Annotated in this window: 18 protein-coding genes; 9 read left to right on the top strand and 9 right to left on the bottom strand. The window is 58.2% G+C overall.

Annotated elements, in window-relative coordinates; all coding sequences use genetic code 11:
- Positions 1–63: 63 nt before the first annotated feature.
- The 4 genes from ACOTXC_RS12905 (at position 64) to ACOTXC_RS12890 (ending at position 4,747) form a co-directional block, all read left to right on the top strand.
- Positions 64–1,104 carry an aldo/keto reductase gene (locus ACOTXC_RS12905; protein ID WP_063148407.1) on the top strand — a complete coding sequence of 347 codons (1,041 nt, stop codon included), beginning with the start codon at positions 64–66 and terminating at the stop codon, positions 1,102–1,104.
- 161 nt (positions 1,105–1,265) lie between these two features.
- On the top strand, positions 1,266–2,642 hold the full coding sequence (locus ACOTXC_RS12900) for a glycoside hydrolase family 1 protein (RefSeq protein WP_421767726.1): 1,377 nt from the start codon (positions 1,266–1,268) through the stop codon (positions 2,640–2,642).
- A 51-nt stretch (positions 2,643–2,693) separates the two neighbouring features.
- Positions 2,694–4,016, top strand: a complete 1,323-nt coding sequence (locus ACOTXC_RS12895) for a PTS sugar transporter subunit IIC (protein WP_150311961.1) — start codon at positions 2,694–2,696, stop codon at positions 4,014–4,016.
- Positions 4,017–4,030: 14 nt separating this feature from the next.
- The gene (locus tag ACOTXC_RS12890) at positions 4,031–4,747 is read left to right on the top strand and encodes a GntR family transcriptional regulator (protein WP_023305749.1); all 717 of its coding nucleotides are present in this window, start codon (positions 4,031–4,033) and stop codon (positions 4,745–4,747) included.
- A 41-nt stretch (positions 4,748–4,788) separates the two neighbouring features.
- Here ACOTXC_RS12890 and ldtB read toward each other — a convergent pair whose 3' ends face one another.
- The gene (gene ldtB, locus ACOTXC_RS12885; RefSeq protein WP_003858435.1) at positions 4,789–5,709 is read right to left on the bottom strand and encodes a L,D-transpeptidase; all 921 of its coding nucleotides are present in this window, start codon (positions 5,707–5,709) and stop codon (positions 4,789–4,791) included.
- Between the two features lie 222 nt (positions 5,710–5,931).
- On the opposite strand from ldtB, the gene ACOTXC_RS12880 reads away from it, so the two are divergent.
- A complete protein-coding gene (locus tag ACOTXC_RS12880) occupies positions 5,932–7,527 on the top strand; it encodes an ABC-F family ATPase (protein ID WP_022647534.1) in 1,596 nt (531 codons plus the stop codon).
- A gap of 92 nt (positions 7,528–7,619) precedes the next feature.
- Here ACOTXC_RS12880 and ACOTXC_RS12875 read toward each other — a convergent pair whose 3' ends face one another.
- Positions 7,620–9,983, bottom strand: coding sequence for a TIM-barrel domain-containing protein (locus ACOTXC_RS12875; protein WP_038415727.1), 2,364 nt, complete (start codon positions 9,981–9,983; stop codon positions 7,620–7,622).
- Between the two features lie 17 nt (positions 9,984–10,000).
- Positions 10,001–11,302, bottom strand: coding sequence for an MFS transporter (locus tag ACOTXC_RS12870; RefSeq protein ID WP_023299659.1), 1,302 nt, complete (start codon positions 11,300–11,302; stop codon positions 10,001–10,003).
- A 285-nt stretch (positions 11,303–11,587) separates the two neighbouring features.
- Between ACOTXC_RS12870 and ACOTXC_RS12865 the strand changes: the two genes are divergently transcribed.
- Positions 11,588–12,661, top strand: a complete 1,074-nt coding sequence (locus ACOTXC_RS12865) for a LacI family DNA-binding transcriptional regulator (protein WP_063850241.1) — start codon at positions 11,588–11,590, stop codon at positions 12,659–12,661.
- On the opposite strand, the gene ACOTXC_RS12860 is transcribed toward ACOTXC_RS12865, so the two are convergent.
- The 4 genes from ACOTXC_RS12860 to ACOTXC_RS12845 all read right to left on the bottom strand — a co-directional run bounded on the left by ACOTXC_RS12860 (position 12,658) and on the right by ACOTXC_RS12845 (position 18,436).
- Entirely contained in the window at positions 12,658–13,914 is a 1,257-nt protein-coding gene (locus ACOTXC_RS12860) for a DUF1479 domain-containing protein (RefSeq protein WP_022647538.1), read from the bottom strand. The genes ACOTXC_RS12865 and ACOTXC_RS12860 overlap by 4 nt on opposite strands.
- A 150-nt stretch (positions 13,915–14,064) precedes the next feature.
- Complete coding sequence (locus ACOTXC_RS12855; protein WP_023299662.1) at positions 14,065–14,880, bottom strand: Cof-type HAD-IIB family hydrolase; 816 nt, start codon at positions 14,878–14,880, stop codon at positions 14,065–14,067.
- A 219-nt stretch (positions 14,881–15,099) separates the two neighbouring features.
- Positions 15,100–17,532, bottom strand: coding sequence for a formate C-acetyltransferase/glycerol dehydratase family glycyl radical enzyme (locus ACOTXC_RS12850; protein WP_046618562.1), 2,433 nt, complete (start codon positions 17,530–17,532; stop codon positions 15,100–15,102).
- A gap of 4 nt (positions 17,533–17,536) precedes the next feature.
- Entirely contained in the window at positions 17,537–18,436 is a 900-nt protein-coding gene (locus tag ACOTXC_RS12845) for a glycyl-radical enzyme activating protein (RefSeq protein ID WP_022647541.1), read from the bottom strand.
- A 127-nt stretch (positions 18,437–18,563) separates the two neighbouring features.
- On the opposite strand from ACOTXC_RS12845, the gene fsa reads away from it, so the two are divergent.
- Positions 18,564–19,226 (top strand): fructose-6-phosphate aldolase, encoded by a 663-nt coding sequence (gene fsa / locus ACOTXC_RS12840; RefSeq protein WP_022647542.1) that lies wholly within the window; start codon positions 18,564–18,566, stop codon positions 19,224–19,226.
- 98 nt (positions 19,227–19,324) lie between these two features.
- On the opposite strand, the gene moeB is transcribed toward fsa, so the two are convergent.
- Entirely contained in the window at positions 19,325–20,077 is a 753-nt protein-coding gene (gene moeB / locus ACOTXC_RS12835) for a molybdopterin-synthase adenylyltransferase MoeB (protein WP_038415730.1), read from the bottom strand.
- A gap of 1 nt (position 20,078) precedes the next feature.
- On the bottom strand, positions 20,079–21,311 hold the full coding sequence (moeA, locus tag ACOTXC_RS12830; RefSeq protein ID WP_023305756.1) for a molybdopterin molybdotransferase MoeA: 1,233 nt from the start codon (positions 21,309–21,311) through the stop codon (positions 20,079–20,081).
- A gap of 189 nt (positions 21,312–21,500) precedes the next feature.
- Here moeA and iaaA point away from each other — a divergent pair, with 189 nt between their 5' ends.
- Both iaaA and gsiA read left to right on the top strand, forming a co-directional pair.
- Positions 21,501–22,439: a beta-aspartyl-peptidase gene (iaaA, locus tag ACOTXC_RS12825; protein ID WP_045308527.1), complete on the top strand. Its 939-nt coding sequence runs from the start codon at positions 21,501–21,503 to the stop codon at positions 22,437–22,439.
- Between the two features lie 11 nt (positions 22,440–22,450).
- On the top strand, positions 22,451–24,322 hold the full coding sequence (gene gsiA, locus ACOTXC_RS12820) for a glutathione ABC transporter ATP-binding protein GsiA (protein ID WP_421767725.1): 1,872 nt from the start codon (positions 22,451–22,453) through the stop codon (positions 24,320–24,322).
- Positions 24,323–24,327 lie beyond the last annotated feature (5 nt).

Here is a 24,327-nt window from a genome sequence, read left to right as displayed (position 1 = left end):
TTCGCGATGGCTGGGGGGCGGGTATAACTAACAGACACCCAATCGACATGCGAGGAAAGCGTTATGCGTTATCAAAAACTGGGCAATACCGGACTGTTTGTTTCTGAACTCTGCCTCGGCACCATGACCTTCGGCGGCGAGGGCGGCATGTGGGGCAAGATTGGCCAGCTAAGGCAAAACGAAGCCGAGCAGCTGGTGGGCCGCGCGCTGGACGCGGGCATCAACTTTATCGACACTGCCGACGTCTATTCGGAAGGACGCTCGGAGGAGATCCTCGGGCAGGCGCTGAAAAACCTGAGCGTTCCACGTGAAAACGTGGTGGTCGCCACAAAGGTGTTTGGTGAAACGGGCACGGCGGGAGTGAACTCACGCGGCGGCTCGCGCTATCACATTATCGACAGCGTAAAGGAGAGCCTGCGCCGCCTGCAGCTCGATCATATCGATCTCTATCAGCTGCACGGTTTCGACCCCGCGACCCCCATCGAGGAGACGCTTTACGCACTGGATAACCTTGTGCAGCACGGTCACGTGCGATACATCGGCGTCTCGAACTGGACTGCGTGGCAGATTGCCAAAGCGCTCGGTATTTCTGAACGTCTTGGGCTGGCGCGTTTCGCATCGTTGCAGGCGTATTACACCATTGCCGGACGTGACCTGGAGCGCGAGCTGGTGCCGATGATGCAGAGCGAAGGCGTCGGATTGATGGTCTGGAGCCCGCTGGCGGGCGGCCTGCTGAGCGGAAAATACGGTCGTGACGGGCAGAGCGAAACCGGAGGCCGCCGTCTGGAATTTGACTTCCCGCCGGTGAATAAAGATCGCGCCTTCGACTGCGTGGACGTAATGCGCGTCATTGCCGAGCGTAGGGGCGTCTCCGTGGCGCAAATCGCGCTGGCATGGCTGCTGCATCAAAAAGCGGTGACCAGCGTCATTATTGGTGCGAAACGCGTCGATCAGCTGGACGATAATATTGCCGCCACCGGGATCCGCTTAAGCGAAGACGAGCTTAAACAGCTTGATGCCGTCAGCGCGCTGCCGCGCGAATATCCAGGCTGGATGCTGGAGCGGCAGGGGGAATACCGTCGTAGTCAGCTCGCGCAGCAGTAACCTTCCTTTTCCCCGGTGGCGCTTCGCTTACCGGGGCTACTATCTCTGGTCTTTATTTCAACCCACCTCACAAAAAATGCTCCTTCTCTTTGCCTGATGTTTCATCTCGATCTATATGACTAGTCATGAAATTTAAATGACTAGTCATATAGGGAGAGACCATGAACAAATCACTGCCAGCCAACTTTTTATGGGGCAACTCGGTATCCAGCATGCAGACGGAAGGGGCATGGAATGAGGGCGGGAAGGGGATGTCGGTATATGACATTCGGGAAGCAGGAGAAAACATCTCCGACTGGAAAGTGGCGACCGACTCCTACCACCGCTACCGGGAAGATTTCGATCTGATGCAGGATCTGGGCATGAACTGCTACCGCTTCCAGATCTCCTGGAGCCGCGTCTGCCCGCAGGGTGACGGCGAGTTCAACGCCGAAGGTATCGCGTTTTACGACCGCTTTATTAACGATCTGCTCGCCCGCGGTATTGAGCCGATGGTCTGCCTCTACCACTTCGATATGCCGCTGGCGCTGGCGCAGGAGTACAACGGCTTCAACGAACGCCGGGTGATGGAGGCCTTTATCCGCTACGGCAAGAAGATGATCGACTGCTACGGCGATCGCGTGAAGTACTGGCTGACCTTCAACGAGCAGAACATTTTCCATATGCCGGAAGCTTTTCGCATTTCCGGTTACATGAAAGGTGAACAAACCCTGCGCGAGCTGTATGAGCTTCAGCACCATGCGATGGTGGCGCACATGACTCTGACCGAATACCTGCACCAGACTAAGCCAGGCAAGCTGATGGGCGGCATGCTGGCGCACCAGCTGATTTATCCGGCCACCTGCAAACCGCGTGATATCTTCTGCGCCCAGCAGTACGACGAATTCCTCAACCAGAACCTGCTGCGCGTCTTCGCGGGACAGGGCTACAGCCCGGCGGTGATGGCGGTGGTGGAGCAGGAGGGCTTCGGTGATATCTACCGCGCAGACGATCTCGCGCTGTTTGCGCGCACGAAGAACGACTTTTTGGCCTTCAGCTATTACGCCAGCAAAACGCTGGACAGCGATGCCATCCCGGAAGGCACGCCGGTGAACCATTACCTGCTGCATGGCGAGAAAAATAACCCGTACCTGAAAGCCACCGAGTGGAACTGGCAGATCGACCCGCTGGGCTTTCGCACCATCATCACCCGCTATGCCAACGACTGGCGGATGCCGGTATTCCCGATTGAAAACGGCATCGGCGTGATCGAGTCCTGGGACGGGGTAAACCCGATCGAGGACACCTACCGCATCGACTACCACCGGGCGCACATCGAGGCGATGAAAGCGGCAATATTCGAGGACGGGGCAGAGGTAATGGGCTACCTCGGCTGGGGCTTAATCGACATTCTCAGCTCGCAGGGTGACATGCGTAAGCGCTACGGCGTGGTCTACGTCAACCGTGAAAATCACGACCTGAAAGACCTTAAGCGCGTGCCGAAGAAGAGCTACGCGTGGTTAAAACAGGTTATCCATACTAACGGACGCGAGATGTAAGCCGTACGCTGCCGGGCCGTTTTTGTGACTGATTGATGGGAATACTCCGCTATGTCTGAAACAAAAATAACACCGCACATGCAGTCTTTTGTCGATAAATTTGTTGAGTTCTCGGCGCGCCTGGCAAACCAGGTACACCTGCGATCCCTGCGGGACGCTTTCGCCACGGTGATGCCGATTTTCATCCTCGCCGGTCTGGCGGTGCTGGTGAACAACGTCGTGTTTCCATGGGTGCTGGAAGGCGACACGCTCACGCAGTTTAAGGTGTGGGGCGAGGCGATTATCAACGGCACGCTGAACATCGCCGCGCTGCTGCTGGCACCGATGATCGCCTGGTCGCTGGCGCGTAACAAAGATTTCGACAATCCGGTCTCGGCAGTGGTTATCGCCGTCAGCAGCTTCATCATCATGATGCCGATGCGCTTACAGATTACGCCTGTCGGCAGCGACGCCACGGTGAACGTCACCCAGGTGCTGACGTTCGCCAATATCGGCTCGACCGGCATTTTCGCCGGGGTGCTGATTGGGCTGCTCTCAACCGAGCTGTTTATCGCCATTTCACGGCTGAAGGCGCTGCACATTTCGCTGGGGGAGAACGTGCCTCCGGCGGTGAGCAAATCCTTTACCGCGCTGATCCCGACAATCCTCACGCTCTCCCTGTTTGCGGTGCTGGCGGCCATACTGGCGAACGTGCTGCATACGGATCTGATCCATCTCATTACGACATTCATTCAGCAGCCGCTGCGGCTGATCAACACCAGTCTGCCCGGGACGATCTTCATTTACAGCTTCGGTAACTTCCTGTTCACGCTCGGTATTCATCAGTCGGTAGTCAACAGCGTGGTGCTGGAGCCGTTTCTGCTGATCAACACCAACGAGAACATGCTGGCCTTTGCCAACGGCCAGCCGATCCCACACATCATCAACAACATCTTTGTGCCGACCTTTGGCATGGTGGGCGGGACGGGCAGCACTATCTCATTGCTGATCGCTATCTTCATCTTCTCAAGACAGAAATCAGCGAAGCAGATGGCGCGTCTGTCACTGGCGCCGGGTCTGTTCAACATCAACGAGCCGGTGATTTTCGGCCTGCCGATTGTCTTTAACCTGCCGCTGATGATCCCGTTTGTGCTGCTGCCCGCCATCGGGATTTACTTTGCGTGGCTCTGTACCACGCTGGGTCTGATGTCGCGCTGCGTGGTGATGATCCCGTGGACCACGCCGCCGATCCTCAGCGCCTGGCTGGCGACGGCGGGGGACTGGCGGGCGGTGGTGGTGCAGTTGGCAATCATCGTATTTGGTGTATTCTTCTACCTGCCTTTCCTCAAGGTGGCCGAGCGAGTGGCCTTGAAAAACAGCGGGACAGAAAACTAATTTAAGGAAGGAAGATGGCGGCGAAGTACATCACCATAGCGCGGGAAATTAAGAAACGCATTATTACCCAGCAGTACGCCGCCAATGAACCGCTGCCGGACCAGTTCGCGCTGGCGGCGGAATTCAGCACCAGCCGGATGACCATTCAGCAGGCGATGCGTCAGCTGATCGTAGAAGGGCTGGTCTATACCCGGCAGGGACAGGGCACGTTCATCCGCAAAAATTTCCTCCAGCTTTCCCAGTGGGATCTCTCCGGCAGCGACTACTTTGGGGCGACCAAAACCTGGGAACATTTAGGCACGGTGTCGAGCCAGGTGGTGCACTTCGAACTTCGCTTCCCGAACGAGAAAGAGCAGGCCTCGCTGATGATAAATCCGGATACGCCGATCTATGACTTCATCCGTCTGCGTTTACTCAACGGTGAGCCGATGTCCCTGGACGCCACGGTGATGCCGCTCAATCTGGTGCCCGGGCTGAACAAAACCCATCTTGAAAGTTCGGTATTCCGGTATGTGCAGGAGACGCTGGGGCTGAAGATCATGGGATCGTATCGTGTGGTGCGGGCGCTGAAGCCCAGTGCGCTGGATATGCAGCATCTGGTCTGTGAGCCAACCGACCCGGTGCTGGAGGTCGAGCAGGTGATCTATCTGGAAGATGGTACGCCGCTGGAGTACGCCCATTGTCACTATCGCTATGATCATGGCGGCATCGTAATTGTGAATAACGGATAAAAAAAAGCGGGCCTCGAGGCCCGCTTTGTTCGTGCTCGCGATTAGTTCAAACGCACCGGCATACCGGAACGGTTCTGAATCGCCTGGTCAACGATGGTCGTGTCAACATCCGCCTGAGAGGTAACGGACTGCACCGCGCTGGTCAGCTTAATCGGTACGATTTCGTTGTTGTTGATCTGATCTTCGCTGGTGGACAGCGGGTTATGCACTTCAATGTAACGGCTGCCGTCCGGCTCTGACGTCGCTTTCACCGGTTCGTTAATGAACTGCACGCGCGTACCGACCGGCACGTTATCGAACAGGAATTTGATGTCTTCATTACGCAGACGTACGCAGCCGTGGCTTACGCGTAGGCCGATACCGAAGTTGGCGTTAGTACCGTGGATGGCATACAGACGACCAATGTACAGCGCGTACAGACCCATCGGGTTATCCGGGCCAGCAGGCACAACGGCCGGTAGCGGTTCACCGGCAGCAATGTACTCAGCGTGCATTTTGGCGGTCGGCGTCCAGGTTGGGCCCGCTTTCTTACGCTCCACTTTGGTGGTCCAGTTCAGCGGGGTGTCTTTACCCAGCTGACCGATACCGATAGGCAGCACGATCACGGTGTTGGTGCCTTTCGGGTAGTAATACAGACGCATTTCGGCGCTGTTAATCACGATACCTTCGTGCACGGTATCCGGCAGGATCAGCTGCTGTGGAATGTTGAGTACGGTACCCGCTTTCGGCAGATACGGGTCAACGCCCGGGTTCGCTTCCAGCATGTTAGACAGGCCGAGCTGATACTGCGCCGCGAAGTATTCCAGCGGCTGAGTGTTACCTTCCGGAACCGTCACCACCTGGTTTTCACCCACCAGACGGCTTCCGTCTGTCGGCAGGGGATACGTCACCGCAGACGCGGTCTTACAAAAACCTACTACGGCTAACGCCGCCGCAAAAAGCGTTGTTAATTTCATGTTCATGTTATGCGAGGTATCTAAGCCATTCTGGCGATGAGTTGAGAAGTCTGAATCTGTAATGGGAGCGCATTATATGTGCATTCCCGTTAACTGGGAATTCAGATGTGTACGAAATCACATTTTTTTCGATTTTGTTAAAGTTTAGTGGATTACCGCAACACAGGATCTCAATTCGGAATTGTGGCATAATGCCGCGTTTATCACACTTTTCGCAGGAATCTCTCCGTGTTAGTTACCAGCAACGTCACTATGCAGTTTGGCAGTAAGCCGCTGTTCGAAAATATTTCCGTCAAATTTGGCGGCGGCAACCGTTACGGCCTGATTGGTGCCAACGGTAGCGGAAAATCCACCTTTATGAAGATCCTCGGCGGTGACCTGGAGCCGACGCTGGGCAACGTCTCGCTCGACCCGAACGAGCGTATCGGTAAGCTGCGTCAGGATCAGTTCGCCTTCGAAGAGTTCACCGTGCTCGACACCGTGATCATGGGGCATGCGGAGCTGTGGGAAGTGAAGCAGGAGCGCGATCGTATCTACGGTCTCGCTGAGATGAGCGAAGAAGACGGTTACAAAGTGGCCGACCTGGAAACGCAGTACGGCGAAATGGACGGTTATTCTGCGGAAGCGCGTGCGGGCGAACTGCTTCTGGGCGTCGGCATTCCTGTTGAACAGCACTATGGTCCGATGAGCGAAGTTGCGCCAGGCTGGAAGCTGCGTGTGCTGCTGGCGCAGGCGCTGTTCTCTAACCCGGACATCCTGCTGCTCGACGAACCGACCAACAACCTGGACATCGACACCATCCGCTGGCTGGAGCAGACCCTGAACGATCGCGACAGCACCATGATCATCATCTCGCACGACCGTCACTTCCTTAACATGGTGTGTACGCACATGGCGGATCTGGATTACGGCGAGCTGCGCGTTTATCCGGGCAACTACGATGAGTACATGACGGCGGCAACCCAGGCGCGTGAACGTCTGCTTGCCGACAACGCCAAGAAGAAAGCGCAGATTGCGGACCTGCAATCCTTCGTGAGCCGCTTCAGCGCCAACGCCTCTAAATCGCGCCAGGCAACGTCGCGTGCCCGTCAGATCGACAAAATCAAGCTCGAAGAGGTAAAAGCCTCCAGCCGTCAGAACCCGTTCATCCGCTTCGAGCAGGACAAGAAGCTGTTCCGTAACGCGCTGGAAGTGGAAGCCCTCACCAAAGGCTTCGATGAAGGCCCGCTGTTCAAAAACTTCAACCTGCTGCTGGAAGTGGGCGAGAAGATTGCTATCCTGGGCGCCAACGGCGTGGGTAAATCCACTATGCTGAAAACTCTGGTGGGCGAAATGCAACCGGATAACGGTACCGTGAAATGGTCTGAAAACGCGCAGATTGGTTACTACGCGCAGGACCATGAATATGAGTTCGAAAACGATCTGACCGTCTTCGACTGGATGAGCCAGTGGAAGCAGGAAGGCGACGACGAGCAGGCGGTACGCAGCATTCTGGGGCGTCTGCTGTTCAGCCAGGACGACATCAAAAAGCCCGCCAAAGTGCTCTCCGGTGGTGAAAAGGGCCGTATGCTGTTCGGCAAGCTGATGATGGAAAAACCGAATATCCTGGTGATGGACGAACCAACCAACCACCTGGATATGGAATCGATCGAATCCCTGAACATGGCGCTGGAGATGTATCAGGGCACCCTGATCTTCGTCTCTCACGACCGTGAGTTCGTCAGCTCCCTGGCGACCCGCGTGATCGAAATCACGCCAGAGCGCGTGGTGGACTTCACCGGTAACTACGAAGATTACCTGCGCAGTAAAGGTATCGAGAGTTAAAAAAATAGCCGGGTGGCGGCTTCGCCTTACCCGGCCTACGTTCTATCCCCTCTCCCTGTGGGAGAGGGTTAGGGTGAGGGCATCAGGCCGCACTAAACCACCCACTCGCCTCCTTCAACCCCGTTCACCCGCAGCGTACGTTTTTCCCCCGTCGGTAACGACACCTTCAGTGCCTTCCATGCCGGACGATAGTCGCCGCGCGCATTCACCTTCAGGTTGATACTTGCGCCGTCGCACACCATCTCCCATTCCACCCACAGCGCATTGCCGTTCAGGTAGCCCCAGCTTTCGCCGTCATCCTCAAACAGCAGCCCGGAGGTGGTGCCGACGCCTTTCACCGGGAACAGTTTTAGCTCGCGGGTATCGTCTTTATCGGCGCTCACGTGACGGATGCGTTCGCTGAGCGGCAAACCGGCCCCTGCGCGCACCAGAAGCGGCAGCTTTTCCAGCGGCGCATCAAGGACGATCGATTGCCCGCCCGCATACCACGCGTGGGTGTAAAAATCGTACCAGCCGGTTTCGTTATCCGGCAGCCAGACGCGGCGCTCGCGCTGCCCGGCTTCGACGACGCTGGCCACCAGCAGGTCACGGCCCAGCAGGAAGTCGTCGCACTCTTCAAAGGTCTGCGCATCGTGCTCATGATCGAGGAAGGTCGGGCGCAGCATCGGCTCGTCGTCGGCGTGCGCCTGCCAGAGCAGGGTGTAGAGGTACGGCAGCAGGCGATAGCGCAGTTCAATGGCGCTACGAATCGCAGGGGTCACGCCCGGGTACATCCACGGTTCGTTCACGGTGCGATCGTCATTCCACGAGTGGATGGTAAAGCGCGGATGCATCACGCCGTTCTGTACCCAGCGCACGAACAGCTCGGCATCCGGCTTGTCGCCGGAGAAACCGCCGACGTCGTGACCGACGTTGAACAGTCCGGAGAGGCTCATGCCCAGGCCCATGCGGATGTTATAGCGTAGGGTGTCCCAGTTGGTACGGTTGTCGCCGCTCCAGGTCTGAACGTAGCGCTGCATTCCGGCACAGCCGGAGCGGGAGATCAGATACGGACGTTTATCCGGCGCAAAGCGCTGCTGTGCTTCCAGCGAGGCGCGCATCATCAGCAGCGGCATCACCGGGCGAATATGCTTGATGGCGATCTCCTGGCCGAAGCCATAGCAGCGCGCTTCCCCGTCCCACACTTCATATTCGTTGTTGTCGTTCCAGGTGGAGTCGATGCCCATCTCCAGCAGCTGCGTGGTCACGCCGTTCTGCCACCACTGCACCGTCTGCGGGTTGGTGAAGTCGAGATGCGATCCTTCGTCATCCCAGAAGCTGGAACGTTCAGGCGCATCGGTTTCTGAATCGCGAATGAACAGGCCGCGTTCCGCCACTTCGCCGTAGCGGGGATGATCCTGCAACAGACACGGCTTGATGTTTGCCGCAAGCCGCAGCCCCGCGTCGTGGAACGCCTGGCTCATCACCTTCGGCTGCGGCACTTTGTCGTAGTTCCAGTTAAAGACGTAGCGCTTGCCGTTAATCGAGGTATAGCCGGAGGAGAGCTGGAACGAGTCGCACGGAATGGCATGCTCATCGCACAGGCGGATGAAGTTCATCAGCTGGTCCTGCGCGTCCGGCGCGTCGGTGTAGTGCATGGTTGAGCCGCTGTAGCCCAGGCTCCACTTCGGTCCGAACAGCGTTTTCCCCGTCAGGCGCACGAAGGCTTTCGTCACGTCCAGCACGCGCTTGCCGGTGAAGAGGTAGTAGTCAATATCGCCCGCTTCCGCCTGCCAGCGGCGGTAGGCGGTGTGATAGTTGTCGATCTCGTTACCCAGATCCAGCCAGCAGCTGCTCAGGTTATCGTAGAACAGGCCGTAGCTCACGTCATCGCGACGGGTGAGGGTGAACGGGATGTGCTTGTACAGCGGATCGGTGCTGGCGGCGTTATAGCCCATCGCGTCCAGGTTACGCATCTCATAGCGTTTGCCGTTGCGCTGTAAATCCCCCGCTTTCTCACCCAGACCGTAAAAACGTTCATCATTGCGACGGCTGAGATAGTGCGCCACGCCGTCACCGTGGGCGTTCAGCAGGTAGGCGCTGGTCGGGCGGTCATTGACCAACGGCTGCCACTCGCCCGCCTCATTGCGGTAGTGCCACTCCAGCCACAGGGGCTGGTGGACGATGACGCGTAGTTGTTCGGTCGCTACGGTTAACGCATCGCCCTGCTGCGTCAGTGTCCAGGCCGGGCAGGTGAAGCCGCTGACATCGTCGCGACGGCGGCCTTCCCACGGTACGTCTTGTTCCGGCGCGATGCTCCAGGTGCGGTCCAGCGCCAGCTGGCCTTTACGCTTGATCAGCACGCGGAACAGATTCTCTTCCAGCACATACAGGCACAGACGGTGCTGGTTATCCACCAGCAGTTCCAGATGATTCGCTGACTGCGTATCGATGGTCCAGTTTTTCAGGGTTTTCATATGCAATACATCCACTATCAGGCGCGCTTGGCGCGACGTTCAGCAATAAATGCCACCAGGAAGAAAGCGCCAATCAGGTCAAAGAAGCCCATGGCGATAAAGAGCGGGTTGAAGCCGATTTTGTCGGCGGTCACCCCAATCAAAAGAGAGAACAGGAAGCTGGCGATCCACGCCGCCGAGCCGCGCATGCCGTTAACCGTCGCCATCTGGCCCTTGTCGAACGACTCCACGACCAGCGCGCTCAGCATGCAGGAGATAATCTGGTGGCCGAAACCGCCGATGGAGATCAGCACGATGGTGATATACGGGTCGCGGGTCACGGCCACAACGGCCAGAGAAATCATCAAAAACGCGCCGGTCACTGAACTTGCCACCACCGAGTTGACGCGGGTGCAGCCGAACCAGCGGGTATAAAGCCGGGTGAGGTAGCCGCTCGCCACGCTGCCGAGGTCGGCGGCGAGGAACGGCAGCCAGGCGAACATCGCGATCTGTTTCAAATCCATGCCGTGCTCTTTGGCGAGGTACAGCGGCACCCAGAAGCTCAGCACCGCCCAGGCGGGTTCCGCCATAAAGGCCGGAATGGCGATACCGTAGAACCGTTTGTTCTTCGAGACGGTTTTCAGCGCGGTCAGAAAGGGCAGCCTGACCGGTGCGGGTTCGTTATCCTGTTTGATAAACGCCAGCTCGTCGCGGCTCAGGTTCGGGTGTTGCTCCGGGTTGTGATAGAAGATCCACCACAGGATCACCCACAGCAGCGCCAGCACGCCGGTAAACATAAACGCACCCTGCCAGCCGAACGACGCATGAGCGAAGTAAATGATTGGCGGAGCCAGCATCGCACCGATGGAGAAGCCCACGCCCGCCCAACCGGCGGCAACAGGACGCTCTGATTTCGGGAACCATTCACCGATGGTTTTGGCGTTCGCTGGCGTGGCGGCGGCTTCGGACGCGCCCATAAAGAAGCGCAGGATCGCGAGATGCAGCCAGCTCCCGGCACCTGCGTGGAAGATACACATCAGCGCCCAAATCCCGGCGCAGACCATAAAGCCAATCTTGAGGCCGATAACGTCAATCAGCCAGCCGCAAAGGGGCTGGAAAATGGTATAGGCGATCTGGAACGCGCCGACGATCCACGAGTATTGCTCGGTGGTGATACCAAGGCTCTCTTTCAGCTCGGGGGCGAGAATACCTAACGAGTTACGGGTGATGTAGTTTACGGTCACGCCAAGAAGAAACAGCACCAGTACGTACCAGCGCAGATTCTTAATGACGCGACGGGTTTTGCTTGTCGCAACGGTGTTGTTGATGTCCTGACTCATTTTCTTCTCCACAAGACGGACGGTAAGGGACAAAGGTTCAGGTGTCACACAGCGTCAGGCGTTTGAAAGTTATCTGTTTTAGAGTGCTAAGCTGCTATACAACTAGTATGGAAGTTGTGTGACAGGTTCACCTTAAGAGAGAAATTGAGCAGGAAATAGTGGATTTTGTGCAAACTTTCTCATAACCGAGGTTTAATTTTCGGCATTATGGCCTTCTCGCAAGTTATTACCTGATAAAGATGTTGTGAAAATTTTTTCATTTCACATCCGGAGCCAGATCACAAAATGGATAAAAGGCTTAAAATCACCGAAATCGCCGCCCGTACCCGGCTCTCCATCAGCACCGTTTCCCGCGTGCTGGCGGGGAAGGCAAACACCAGCGAAAAAGCACGGGCAACGGTGCTGGCATGCGCGCGGGAGCTGGGGGTAATGGAGGGCATGGCGGCGGGGCGTCTGCTGCTTAACAGCCTGATGGTGTTTGCCCCGCAGCGGGCGTTTGACGAGCGGTCTGACATCTTTTACTACCGCGTCATCCAGAGCGTGAGCAAAGGGCTGGCCTCGCACGAGGTTCGCCTGCGCTATTGTGCGCTGGAGGAGAACGACAGCGATGCCCAGCTGTTTCTGGCCCGCATGAACGAAGTGGACACCCAGGCGGCGATCCTTCTCGGTATCGACGATCCGCATATCCACGATCTGGCGGTAGACGTGGGCAAACCCTGCATGCTGATTAACTGCCGGGACCGCCATATGCGCCTGCCCGCCGTCGCGCCGGATCACCGCGCCATTGGCGAGCGGGCGGCGGAGTACCTGTTCGAGATGGGGCACCGGGAGGTGATGAATGTGCTGTGTCTGCGTCGCTATACCATGGAGCTGCGCCTGTCGGGGATCCGCGACGCGTGGCACGGCCATAACCTCAGGTTTAGCGACCGGCGCGATCTGCTGATGGTGCCAAGCTTCAGCGCCAAAGAGACGGAGCAACTGGTGAGTGAGTGGCTTCACCAGCAAAAAGGGAAAGATCTGCCGACGGCGTTCCTGGTGGGCGGCGACTTTATGGCGGCGGGGACCATCAGCGCCCTGCAAAAACACGGTCTGCGCGTGCCGCAGGATGTCTCGGTGATGAGCATTGACGGGTTTAATCTCGCGGCGATTCAGGATGTGCCTCTGACGGCGGTGCATGTCCCGCGCGATGAGCTGGGAACAGAAGCGGTATATATGCTCCAGCAGCGGCTGATGCGCCCGGACGCGCCGGTCGGAACATTGCTGCTGAACGGCACGCTGGCCGTGCGGGAATCGGTACGGCGGATACGTCAGGGAAAACGACGCACCGCCGTTGAGCGGGAAGGGCTTTACGACAGTTAAGCCATGCCCAGCGCGCGCTTGCCGTGGATGTTCAGATCGTTCACGGTGAAACGGTCCTGCCAGCTTTTCTCATAATCCTCGCGCGGGAAATCTCCCGGTGACGCGCCGGTTTCCAGCGCTTCCTTGACCTTTTTCGCGTAGGCGAGGTTTTTCTCGCACATCGGCGCGGCAGGAATATACATCACGTTGCCCCAGCCCTGTTGGTTTTCCACCGGCGCGACCGAGTGGATCACATCGCAGTGCCACCAGACAGAATCACCGGCTTCCAGCGCGGGAATGCTGGTCAACGCTTCGATGAGCAGCGGATGCCACTTCTCAGAAATCGGCAGCACGCGCCCCGGCGCCACGCCGCACAGTTCGTCTTCCGGCACGTCGTCCAGCAGCGGACGCAGCAGAATGTAAGCCATCGCTTCCGGGATCGGCACCACGTGCAGCAGCCCCTGGCCGGGGATCATGTCCGACAGTGCCGTCCAGCCCTGGAAGGTGCGGAACACGGAGCATTTGGTGGTGTTATCCACCGTGTACTCTTCCACCTCGGTACGATGCGCAGCATTCCACGGATCGTATTTCTCAACGTTGCCGTCAAACACGCGGGCAAAGACCTGCTGATAAGCGGGCAGCAGCCAGCGCTCCAGCGCGCCGGAATCGGTGTGTGCGCCAAGTCCTTTCGAGGTTGTTCCTGGTGGGCGGCGGCGAATGCGGTCCGGATAAATTACGCTCACGTCCGGGTCGAACCACTGCTTACCGTTGCTCTCAAATGTCCATAAACGGTTCAGGAACGACTGTACCTGTGCCATCTCTTCACTCTGGCGCGCCTGCATTTGCGCCTGAGACCAGTAGATCGGATAAATCTCCGGGCGAGAGGCCGTTAAGGTGCCGAAGAAGTTATCGCCGGGTCCTTTGTAAACCTCGTCAAACTTATTCAGATCGAGGTAGTCGAGCATCGATTGATCCCATGCCAGCGCCTGCTCGCGCGGGAAGTGGCTTTTGATCACCGCGCAGCCGCGACGTTTAACCGCTTCGCGCTGTTCGGCGGTGATCGTACCGTTTTTCACATCCGTAAAGGGGATTACCGGCCATACGGATTCACCTTTATTTTTAAGGGCGTTAATTTCCGCCACGCGGGCGGCGATTTTGTCGCTAAGCCGGTCGAACACTGCCTGCACGTCACCGATCTGGGCCCGTAGCGCGCGTTTCATCTGACGAATTGCCGCTTTGTGGTCCGCTGGCAACGTTTCGCTGGTAAAGGTCATAACTGCCTCGCATCTTTCATTCGAAAGTAAAAGTGTCTACAAGTGATACTTTAAGTTAAAAATAAGTTAATGCAAGTTTAAAACCTTGACGGGCGCCACAGGATGGAAAAAGAGTGAAGGGGCCGGAGTGAGGCTCCGGCAGGTAGGGGATCAGACGTCGAACGGGGAGTGGGCGTCGAGCACGGCCTGAATCACATTCAGCGCGCCCTGATGGTTGTTATCGTCGGTAGTGTAACGGCTGACCGCTTTAATGCTTTCTGCCGCATTGCCCATCGCAAATGAATATTTCACCAGCTTCAGCATTTCCGCATCGTTGCCGCTGTCGCCAATGCCGACGCACGCCTGCGGGGAGACTTTCCAGCGTTTCAGCAGACGACTGATGCCGTTGGCTTTGTGCAGGCCCGGGATAATCAAATCGACAAAACCGAAGCCGCTGGTAACCGGCTTCATGATGCCGTCCAGGGAGACATGCAGTTTATCGACCAGATTCGGGATATCGCTGTCCGGCAGGTTCAGGGAGAATTTAAACAGCACGTCGTCAATGTCGCGGTAATCGCTGATGGGTTTTAAGCGATGGTAGTGTTTCGACATCAGCTTCACGAACGCTTCTGGAGCCTTATCGCTGACGTACGCGCTCTCCAGCCCGCAGGCCACAAAATTCAGCCCTTTGTCTTTCAGTAGTTCACCAATGACGATCTGCGACTCATGACGCGTTAGCTCACCGTGGAAAATCTGTTCGCCGTGGTCGAACACCAGCGCGCCGTTTTCCGCGACGAAGGAGATCTGATCTTTCAGCTCCGGGAAAAAGGAGATGAGCTGGTAATACTGGTTGCCGCTGGCGACAACAAATTCGATGTTACGGGCTTTAAGCTGCTCAAACTGTGCCTGGAAGCGGTCACGATCGTACTGCTTGGCATCATCAAGGAAAGTTCCGTCCATATCGGTGACGATAACTTTTACGGTCATACTGTGCTCCTGGGTCACTGCGTTTTGAAACATTCTAATAACAAGGTGACGGGGAGCACAAATTTAATTTCATTCGAAAGTCAAAGCAAAACGGCAACCGAAGTTGCCGTTTTTAGTGTTTTCTCCCTCTCCCCGTGGGAGAGGGCCGGGGTGAGGGCATCAGCGTGCGCATTTCCCCCTCACCCTAACCCTCTCCCTCAAGGGAGAGGGGATAAACCGTTACAGCGTATGCTCGGTACGGGCAATAATATCGTCCTGCGCATCCGGTGACAGGGCGGTGAAGAACGCCGAGTAACCCGCGACGCGCACCACCAGGTCACGATACTGATCAGGGTGTTTCTTCGCTTCCAGCAGCGTTTCGCGCGAGACAATGTTGTACTGAATATGCCAGCCTTTATGCACCTCGAAGAAGGTGCGCAGCAGCACCATCAGCTTCTGGCGATCGCTGTCGTTTTCCAGCGTCGACGGGTTCAGCTTCTGGTTAAGCAGCACGCCGCCGAGGATCGCTTCTGTCGGCAGTTTACCCACGGAGCCAATCACCGCCGTCGGGCCGAGGTGGTCGGTACCGGAGGCCGGGCTTGCCCCTTCCGCCAGCGGGGTGTGCGCTTTACGTCCGTCCGGCGTCGCCATGGTTGCTGCGCCAAACGGTACGTTTGCGGAGATAGACGACGTGCCCGCGTAGTAGTTACCCCCAATCGGGCCACGGCCGTAGCGTGGGTTGTGATACTGCTTCAGTTCTTCAATGTAGGTTTCGTAGGCACGGGTCAGCAGCAGGTCCACGCTGTCGTCGTCGTTGCCGTACTTCGGCGCGCCGTTGATCAGGCGCTGGCGCAGCTGCTCGTGGGTCAGCCCCTCGAAGTCATCCGCCAGCGCCGCCGCCAGCTGTTGCTGACCGATAACGCCCTGGTCAAACACCAGCTTCTTCACCGCGGCCAGGCTGTTACCGAGGTTGGCGATCCCCACCTGAAGGCCGGAAACCCAGTCATACTTCGCGCCGCCCTGCTTAATGCTTTTCGCGCGTTCGATGCAGTCATCCACCAGCGCCGAGCAGAGAATATCGTGGACGTTCTCTTCCAGCATGGTGTCCACCACGTACTCGATCTCAATGGATTTGCGGGTGTAGTAGCGGATCTGGTTATCCCACGCCGCCATCACTTCGTCGAAATTGCCGAAATTACCGGCCGAAAGCGCTTTTTCCTGCGGCAGGAATACCTGGCCGCTGGTGGCATCGCGACCGCCTTCCAGCGCTGCCAGCATCACGCGGGCGAAGTTGATAAAGCTCATGCCGGTGCAGCGATAGCCCCACTTTCCGCCGACGGCGGTTTCTATGCAGCCAATCGCCGCATAGTCATAGGCATCGTCCCGTTCCACGCCGAGCTTGATAAATTCCGGGATGACGATTTCATCGTTGTTAAACGCCGGCATCCCGAAGCCGCAGCGGATCACCTGCACGCAGGCGTCGAGGAAGTCGTTGCTCATCCCCGCGTGGTAACGCACGCTCAGGTTTGGCTGGGTGGAGCGCAGACGGCCGCAGGATTCCAGAATTGCGTAGGAGAGCGGGTTGACCGCGTCCATTGGCTCGCCGTTGACCAGCTTCTGGCCGCCAATGGTGACGTTCTGATACAGCGGGCTGCCCGCAGAGGCTTTGGAGTGCGAGCCGGAGCGGATTTTGTTCACTTCCAGCAGCTTCAGCCAGCAGCTGTGCAGCAGCTCGATGGCGTGCTCGCGATCCAGGCTCTGGTCCAGCTCCACGTCGCGGCGATAGTACGGGTAAAGGTACTGGTCCATACGGGCAAAGGAGACAGAGTGACCGTTGGACTCAATTTGCAGAATCAACTGAATGAAGTAGCACAGCTGTAGCGCCTGCCAGAAGGTTTTTGGCGGCTGGTGGGCGATGATGTCGCAGTTTTCCGCCATCGCCAGCAGCTCGTCCCGGCGGCTGTCGCGGGTTTCGCTGGCGGCCATCTCACGAGCCAGATCGGCGAAGCGCCTGATGTGCAGGCTTACGGCTTCCAGCACGATATCAATGGCTTTCAGGAACTGATCGCCGTGCAGATCGTCCAGTACCGTCAGGTTGATGCGCGAGCGGCGCTCGGCTACTTTCGCGCGCAGGCCGTCGAGCCCTTTCTCCAGCACCAGCGGGAAATTCACCGCCAGGTGTGCGTCACCGGAGGTCATGTTGCCTTCCGCTTTGATGATGCCGGTTTCCAGCAGGCCCTTCTGCTCGTCGGTAAACATACCGTAGCAGCGATCCTGTACCGTCTGGCCGCGCCACCACGGGCAGATTTCATGCAGAACGCGTTTATTCTCTTCGCTCACCGCAAAGCCTGCACCTGGACGGTCCGCCAGATCGTCAATCTCTTTCTCAATCCAGGAGACGGTATATTCCGGGAAGATCGGCGCGGCACGCACTTCGCTGGCCTGGTTACCGATAATCAGCTCATCGTGCTTGATCCAGATGGTGCGTTTTGCCAGGTGGTGGGCGAGGGCCAGCGCGCGACGTACCGGGATCGGCTTGTCCAGATGCTGCTGATACATTTCGGTATAGTGCTGCGCGCGTTCGGTACAGACCGGCGGCTTAACGATATGCACCAGAGCCGTTTTGTGCGCCTTGATGCGCTCGCTGAGGGTGTTGAGATTCAGGGTGGTCATAAGTTTATCCTCGTAAGGTCGCGGTTAACCCTTTCTGGCAGGCATACTGCTGCGCGAAGTCCAGCAGGGCAGGGTTATCCAGCGGTTTGTCAGGGGCAGAGTAGGGTTGGCCGAGCAGGGTGTATTTGTTCATGCCCAGCGTGTGATACGGCAGAAAATGAATATCGTGAACGCCGAGTTCGTCGGCGGCGAAATTGGTAATGGCGGTAACCGACGCTTCATCGGCGTTAAAGCCCTGGATCAGCGGCACGCGAATGGTGATTTTTTTCCCGGCGGCAGCCAGGCGCTTCAGGTTGTCCAGGATCCGTCTGGCTGAGCCATCGGTCCACTGTTTGAATACGTCACTGTCCACATGCTTCAGGTCCGCCAGGAACAGATCGACATACGGCAGTGACGGCTCGATATAATGCCAGGGGACGTGAAGGCAGGTTTCAACCGCAGTATGAATGCCTTGTTCATGGCTGACTTTAAACAGGGCGTGCGCCAGGTCAGGATTCATAAACGGCTCGCCGCCGGAGAGGGTGATCCCGCCGCCGCTGCGGTCGTAGAAGGGCTTGTCGCGCAGCACGGTGGCCATAATCTCCTCCACCTGCTTCTCTTCACCGCAGACGGTAAGCGCCTGCGTCGGGCAGCAGTCGGTGAGGGCAGTGAGCGTCTCATCGCTTAATTTTTCACGATGGATGATCAACCCGTTCAGCGCACGTTCAACACACCCTGGCGCGGCCTGCTGACACAGGTCACAGCCGTCCAGACACAGACGGGCGTCAAACAGGACGTCCCGCGTGCGGGAGCGGCTTTCCGGGTTCTGGCACCAGCGACAGCCCAGCGAGCAGCCTTTCAGGAACACCACGGTTCGAATACCGGGGCCGTCGTGGGTGGAGTAACGCTGTATGTTGAAGATCATTTTTTTGCCCTCTAATTACATATGAAGATTAAAATGCTTTCGAATGAAAGTTATCTTGATATGGGTCAATTCATGAGCAGGTTTTCTCGTGATAGGGTAAATGCAGGCTAATTTTGAGGGTGACATCATGGAACTTTATCTCGACACATCTGACGTTGCGGCAGTCAAAAAGCTGGCGCGTATCTTCCCGCTGGCGGGCGTGACCACTAACCCAAGCATTGTGGCGGCGGGTAAAACCCCCCTGGAAGAGTTGCTGCCCGCGCTGCACGACGCGCTGGGCGGCAAGGGCCGGCTGTTCGCCCAGGTGATGGCGAAGACCGCCGAGGGGATGGTGGAAGACGCACGTAAGCTGCGCGCGATAATCGATGACCTGGTGGTGAAAGTGCCCGTGACCGCTGAAGGGCTGGCGGCGATCAAAATGCTGAAAGCAGAAGGGATCCCGACCCTGGGTACCGCGGTATACGGCGCAGCGCAGGGGATGCTCTCCGCGCTGGCGGGTGCTGAGTATGTGGCCCCTTACGTGAACCGCGTGGACGCGCAGGGCGGGGACGGGATCCAGACCGTGATTGAACTGCAACAATTGCTGACGCTGCACGCACCGCAGTCAAAGGTGCTCGCCGCGAGCTTTAAAACGCCGCGCCAGGCGCTGGACTGCCTGCTGGCAGGGTGCGAGTCCATCACGCTGCCGCTGGACGTGGCGCAGCAGTTTATTACCTCTCCGGCAGTAGATGCGGCAATTGTGAAGTTTGAGCAGGACTGGCAGGGGGCGTTTGGGCGGACGTCTATTTGATGCTGTTGCCGGGTGGCGCTGACGCTTACCCGGCCTACGATTTTCTCCCTCTCCCTGTGGGAGAGGGCCGGGGTGAGGGCATCAGGCCGCAGCGGGGTTTAACCTCCGCACACCTCACACCCCGGATTACGCATCAGCTTCATCTCGCGGAACTGACAGGTCATCGCGTCATACATCACGATTTTGCCCGCTGCGGGCGTGCCGTAATGCGCCAGCACCTTGATCGCCTCCATGGCCTGCAAGGAACCGATAACCCCAACCAGCGGCGCCATCACGCCCGCCTCGACGCAGGTCAGCGCATTCTCGCCAAACAGACGGCTCAGGCAGCGGTAGCAGGGCTCTCCCTCAGCGTAGGTGAAAACGCTGATTTGCCCCTCCATGCGGATGGCCGCGCCGGAAATTAGCGGCGTTTTATGGGCAAAGCAGCCCGCATTGAGCTGGTTGCGAATGGCGACGTTATCGGTGCAGTCCAGCACCAGGTCATGCCGTGCAATCTGCGCAAACAGCGCGTCGTCATCCAGCATCGCGTCAATCAGGGTGAACTGAACGTTGGGGTTAATTCGCGCCAGCGCCGTGCGCGCAGATTCCACTTTCGGCTGACCAACCGTCGCGTCGCTGTGTAGCGTCTGGCGTTGCAGGTTCGACACCGACACGGTATCGAAATCCAGTAACGTCATGCGGCCGACGCCCGCCGCAGCCAGGTATTGCGCCGCCGCGCAGCCCAGCCCGCCAAGGCCGACAACCAGCACGCTGGCCGCCTTGAGCGCTTCCTGACCCTCGAAATCAAACCCGCGCAGCACGATCTGGCGGTTGTAGCGCATCATCTCCGGGTCGCTCAGTTCCACCGTCATGTCAGCCTCCGAACAGGTGGTTAAAGCGTTCCACTTCAACCCATTCGCCCGCCTCAACGTGGCCGCGATCGCGCTCCAGCACGATAAAGCAGTTACCCTGGCTGAAGGAGCTAAAGATGTGCGAACCCTGATGCCCGGTGGTGCTCACCTCCAGCTCGCCATCGGCGTTGCGCGCCAGAATGCCGCGCTGGAAATCGAGACGGCCCGGAGATTTTTTGAGGCGCGTTGCCGCCCGCACGCGCACACGTTCCGGCAGCGGGTCGGCATTGTTGCCTGAAAGCTTCGCCAGCAGCGGGATCACCAGCTGGTAGAAGGTCAGCGCGGCAGAGACCGGGTTACCCGGCAGGCCACAGAACCAGCTGTGCGGAAGTTTGCCAAACGCGAACGGTTTGCCCGGTTTAATCGCCAGCTTCCAGAAGGCGATTTCACCCAGCTCTTCAAGCAGGGTTTTGGTGTAATCCGCTTCGCCAACCGAAACGCCGCCGGAGCTGATCACCACGTCGGCAGAGGCGTCCGCGTCGATAAACGCCGTGCGCAGTTTCTCCGGATCGTCAGGAATGATGCCGAGGTTAATCACCTCGCAGCCCAGTTGCTCAAGCATCAGGTGCACCGCCAGACGGTTGGTGTCGTAAATCTGCCCCTCGTTCAGCGGCTGACCCGGAAGCTGTAGCTCGTCTCCCGTTGAGAACACCGCCACGCGTACCTTGCGGACAACGTCAATCTCCGCGATGCCAAGCGATGCCAGCACCGGCAGTTCGGCGACCGTCAGTTTTTGCCCGGCGGCAAAGACCGTTGCGCCGAGGGTAATGTCTTCCCCGATGTGGCGGATATTCTGTCCCGCTTTGACGCTGGCGGTAAAACGCACGCCGTCGTCCGTTAGTTCGGTCTCTTCCTGCATCACCACGGCTTCACAGCCCTTTGGCACCGGCGCGCCGGTCATAATGCGCACGCAGGTGCCCGCTGGCCACTCACCGTTGAACGGCTGCCCGGCAAAGGCTTTACCTGCCACCGGCAGCGGCTGACCCGTTTGCAAATCCGCCAGACGTACGGCATAGCCGTCCATCGCCGCGTTATCGAACCCCGGCACGTTCAGCGGCGAGACGATATCGCGCGCGGCAATACGGCCAAAACAGCGCACAAGCGGCAGCGTCTCAACGTCGTGCAGGGGAGTAATACGATCAAGCATCTGCGAGAGTGCCGTCTCAAGCGGCATCAGTCCGGCGGTAAAATCCATGGTGGGCTCCTGCGGAGTAACAACGAAAGCGCTCATTATGGCAGAAAAGTGCGGCTAACTGTATGACCCGATGGGTGTAAGCTTTACATCACAGTTGCGTCTTTCTATATTCAAAAATCATCTGAAGATTCGTCGACGATAATGATATTTATAGAAAAAGCAGCCAGCCAGGCTGATGGGTGATGCGAAATGAGTAAAGCGGTTATCGCAATTCATGGCGGTGCCGGGGCAATCACCCGTGCACAGCTCAGTCCCGAGCAGGAGAAGCGTTATATTGATGCGCTGAACGCCATTGTGGAAACAGGCCAGCGCATGCTGGAAGCGGGCGAAAGCGCGCTGGACGTGGTGACCGAAGCGGTGCGCCTGCTGGAGGAGTGTCCGCTGTTTAATGCCGGTATTGGCTCGGTCTTTACGCGCGATGAAACGCATGAACTGGATGCCTGCGTGATGGACGGCATCACCCTGAAAGCGGGGGCGGTGGCGGGCGTCAGCCGACTGCGCAATCCCGTACTGGCCGCGCGTCTGGTGATGGATCAAAGCCCGCATGTGCTGCTGACCGGGGCGGGGGCGGAGAAATTTGCCGTCGAGCACGGGATGGATACGGTCTCGCCCGATCTTTTTTCCACCGAGGAGCGTTACCGGCAGTTGCTGGAGGCCCGTACAGCGGGGATGACGCAACTGGACCATGCCGCGCCGCTCGATGAACGCAGAAAAATGGGCACGGTAGGCGCGGTGGCGCTGGATAAAGCCGGTAACCTCGCCGCCGCGACGTCGACAGGCGGTATGACCAACAAGCTTCCCGGACGCGTCGGCGACAGTCCGCTGCCGGGGGCCGGGTGTTACGCTAATAACGCCACGGCGGCGGTGTCATGCACCGGCACTGGCGAAGTGTTTATTCGCGCGCTGGCGGCCTACGACATTACCGCGCTAATGGATTACGGCGGATTAAGTCTGAGTGAGGCCTGCGAGCGGGTGGTAATGGAGAAACTGCCAGCCCTGGGCGGAGAAGGTGGCTTAATCGCGGTGGATCGGGAGGGCAACGTGGCGCTGCCGTTCAACAGTGAAGGGATGTACCGGGCGTGGGGGTATGCCGGCGATGCGCCCAGCACAGGCATTTATCGTGAATAAGGGGGCATTGCGTGCCGCACAGTGAAGAGCTGGACAACTGCGAAGTGCTGGCTGTCCACCAACTGAATATTGCCTTTCAGGAAGAGCGGCAGTTCATCCCTGCAGTACAGAATTTATCGTTTTCGCTCAGGCGCGGCGAGACGCTGGCGATTGTCGGCGAGTCCGGATCCGGTAAATCGGTTACCGCGCTGGCGCTGATGCGTCTGCTTGAGCAGACGGGCGGGCAGGTCACCAGCGAGCGGATGCTGTTGCGCCGTCGCAACCGTCAGGTTATCGATCTCAACGAGCTGAGCGCGTCCCGGATGCAGGGGGTGCGCGGGGCGGATATTGCGATGATTTTTCAGGAGCCGATGACCTCCCTGAACCCGGTCTTCCCGGTGGGCGAGCAGATTGCCGAATCTATCCGCCTGCATCAGGGACTGAGCGGTGATGAGGCGCTCAACGAAGCTAAACGGATGCTGGAGCTGGTACGTATCCCTGAGGCGCACGCGATTTTGTCCCGCTATCCGCATCAGCTTTCCGGTGGCATGCGCCAGCGGGTGATGATTGCGATGGCGCTGTCGTGCCGTCCGGCGGTGCTCATTGCGGACGAACCCACCACGGCGCTGGACGTCACCATTCAGGCCCAGATCCTGCAACTGATTAAGGTGTTGCAGCAGGAGATGGAGATGGGGGTGATATTCATCACCCACGATATGGGGGTGGTGGCGGATATTGCCGATCGGGTGCTGGTTATGCATCTGGGCAATGCCGTGGAAACCGGCACGGTGGAGCAGGTCTTTCATGCGCCGGTGCATCCTTATACTAAAGCGCTGCTGGCGGCGGTCCCGCGTCTGGGCGCCATGAATGGCAGTGATTTTCCGCGCCGTTTTCCGCTGTTCTCTCAGACCGAACAGGGCCAGCAGGAAGACGAAACCGAGCAGAACACGGTGGTTTCCGGCAGGCCGATTCTTGAAGTGCGTGACCTGGTGACCCGTTTCCCGCTGCGCAGCGGGATCCTTAACCGCGTGAAGCGCGAAGTGCATGCGGTTGAATACGTCAGTTTTGATCTCTGGCCGGGCGAAACGCTGGCGCTGGTGGGGGAGTCCGGCTGCGGTAAATCCACCACCGGGCGGGCGCTGCTCAGGCTGGTTGAGTCGCAGGAGGGGAGCATCACCTTCAACGGTGAGCGCATCGATACACTCCCCAATGGTAAATTGCAGGCGGTGCGCCGGGATATTCAGTTTATTTTTCAGGATCCTTATGCGTCGCTCGATCCGCGCCATACGGTGGGGTACTCGATTATGGAGCCGCTGCGGGTGCACAACCTGCTCGACGGTGAAGCCGCGCAGCGCCGCGTCGCGTGGCTGCTGGAGCGCGTGGGCCTGAAACCGGAGCATGCCTGGCGTTATCCGCACGAATTTTCTGGCGGTCAGCGACAGCGTATCTGCATAGCCCGGGCATTGGCCCTGAATCCGAAAGTGGTGATTGCGGATGAGTCCGTGTCAGCGCTGGATGTCTCCATCCGCGCGCAAATCATCAATCTCCTGCTCGATTTACAGCGGGATTTGGGCATTGCGTTTCTGTTTATCTCTCACGATATGGCGGTGGTTGAGCGGATCAGCCATCGCGTGGCGGTGATGTACATGGGGCAAATTGTTGAAATTGGCCCCCGTCGGGCGGTATTTGAAAACCCGCAGCATCCGTACACCCGCAAGCTGATGGCCGCCGTACCGGTTGCCGATCCTGAGCATCGTCACGCCCAGCGCGTGCTGTTGCAGGACGAAATGCCGAGCAATATTCGTAAACGGGGCGAAACTCTGGAGCGCGTGGCGCTGCGTGAAGTCGGTCCCGGTCATTTTGTCGCACCCCCGCGTCAGGGCAATGCATTCTCGCGGTTATAACTTAC

The organism is Enterobacter cloacae complex sp. IR5428 (assembly GCF_049238585.1).
GTDB classification, from domain to species: domain Bacteria; phylum Pseudomonadota; class Gammaproteobacteria; order Enterobacterales; family Enterobacteriaceae; genus Enterobacter; species Enterobacter intestinihominis.
This window is presented reverse-complemented; position numbering and strand designations above follow the sequence as displayed.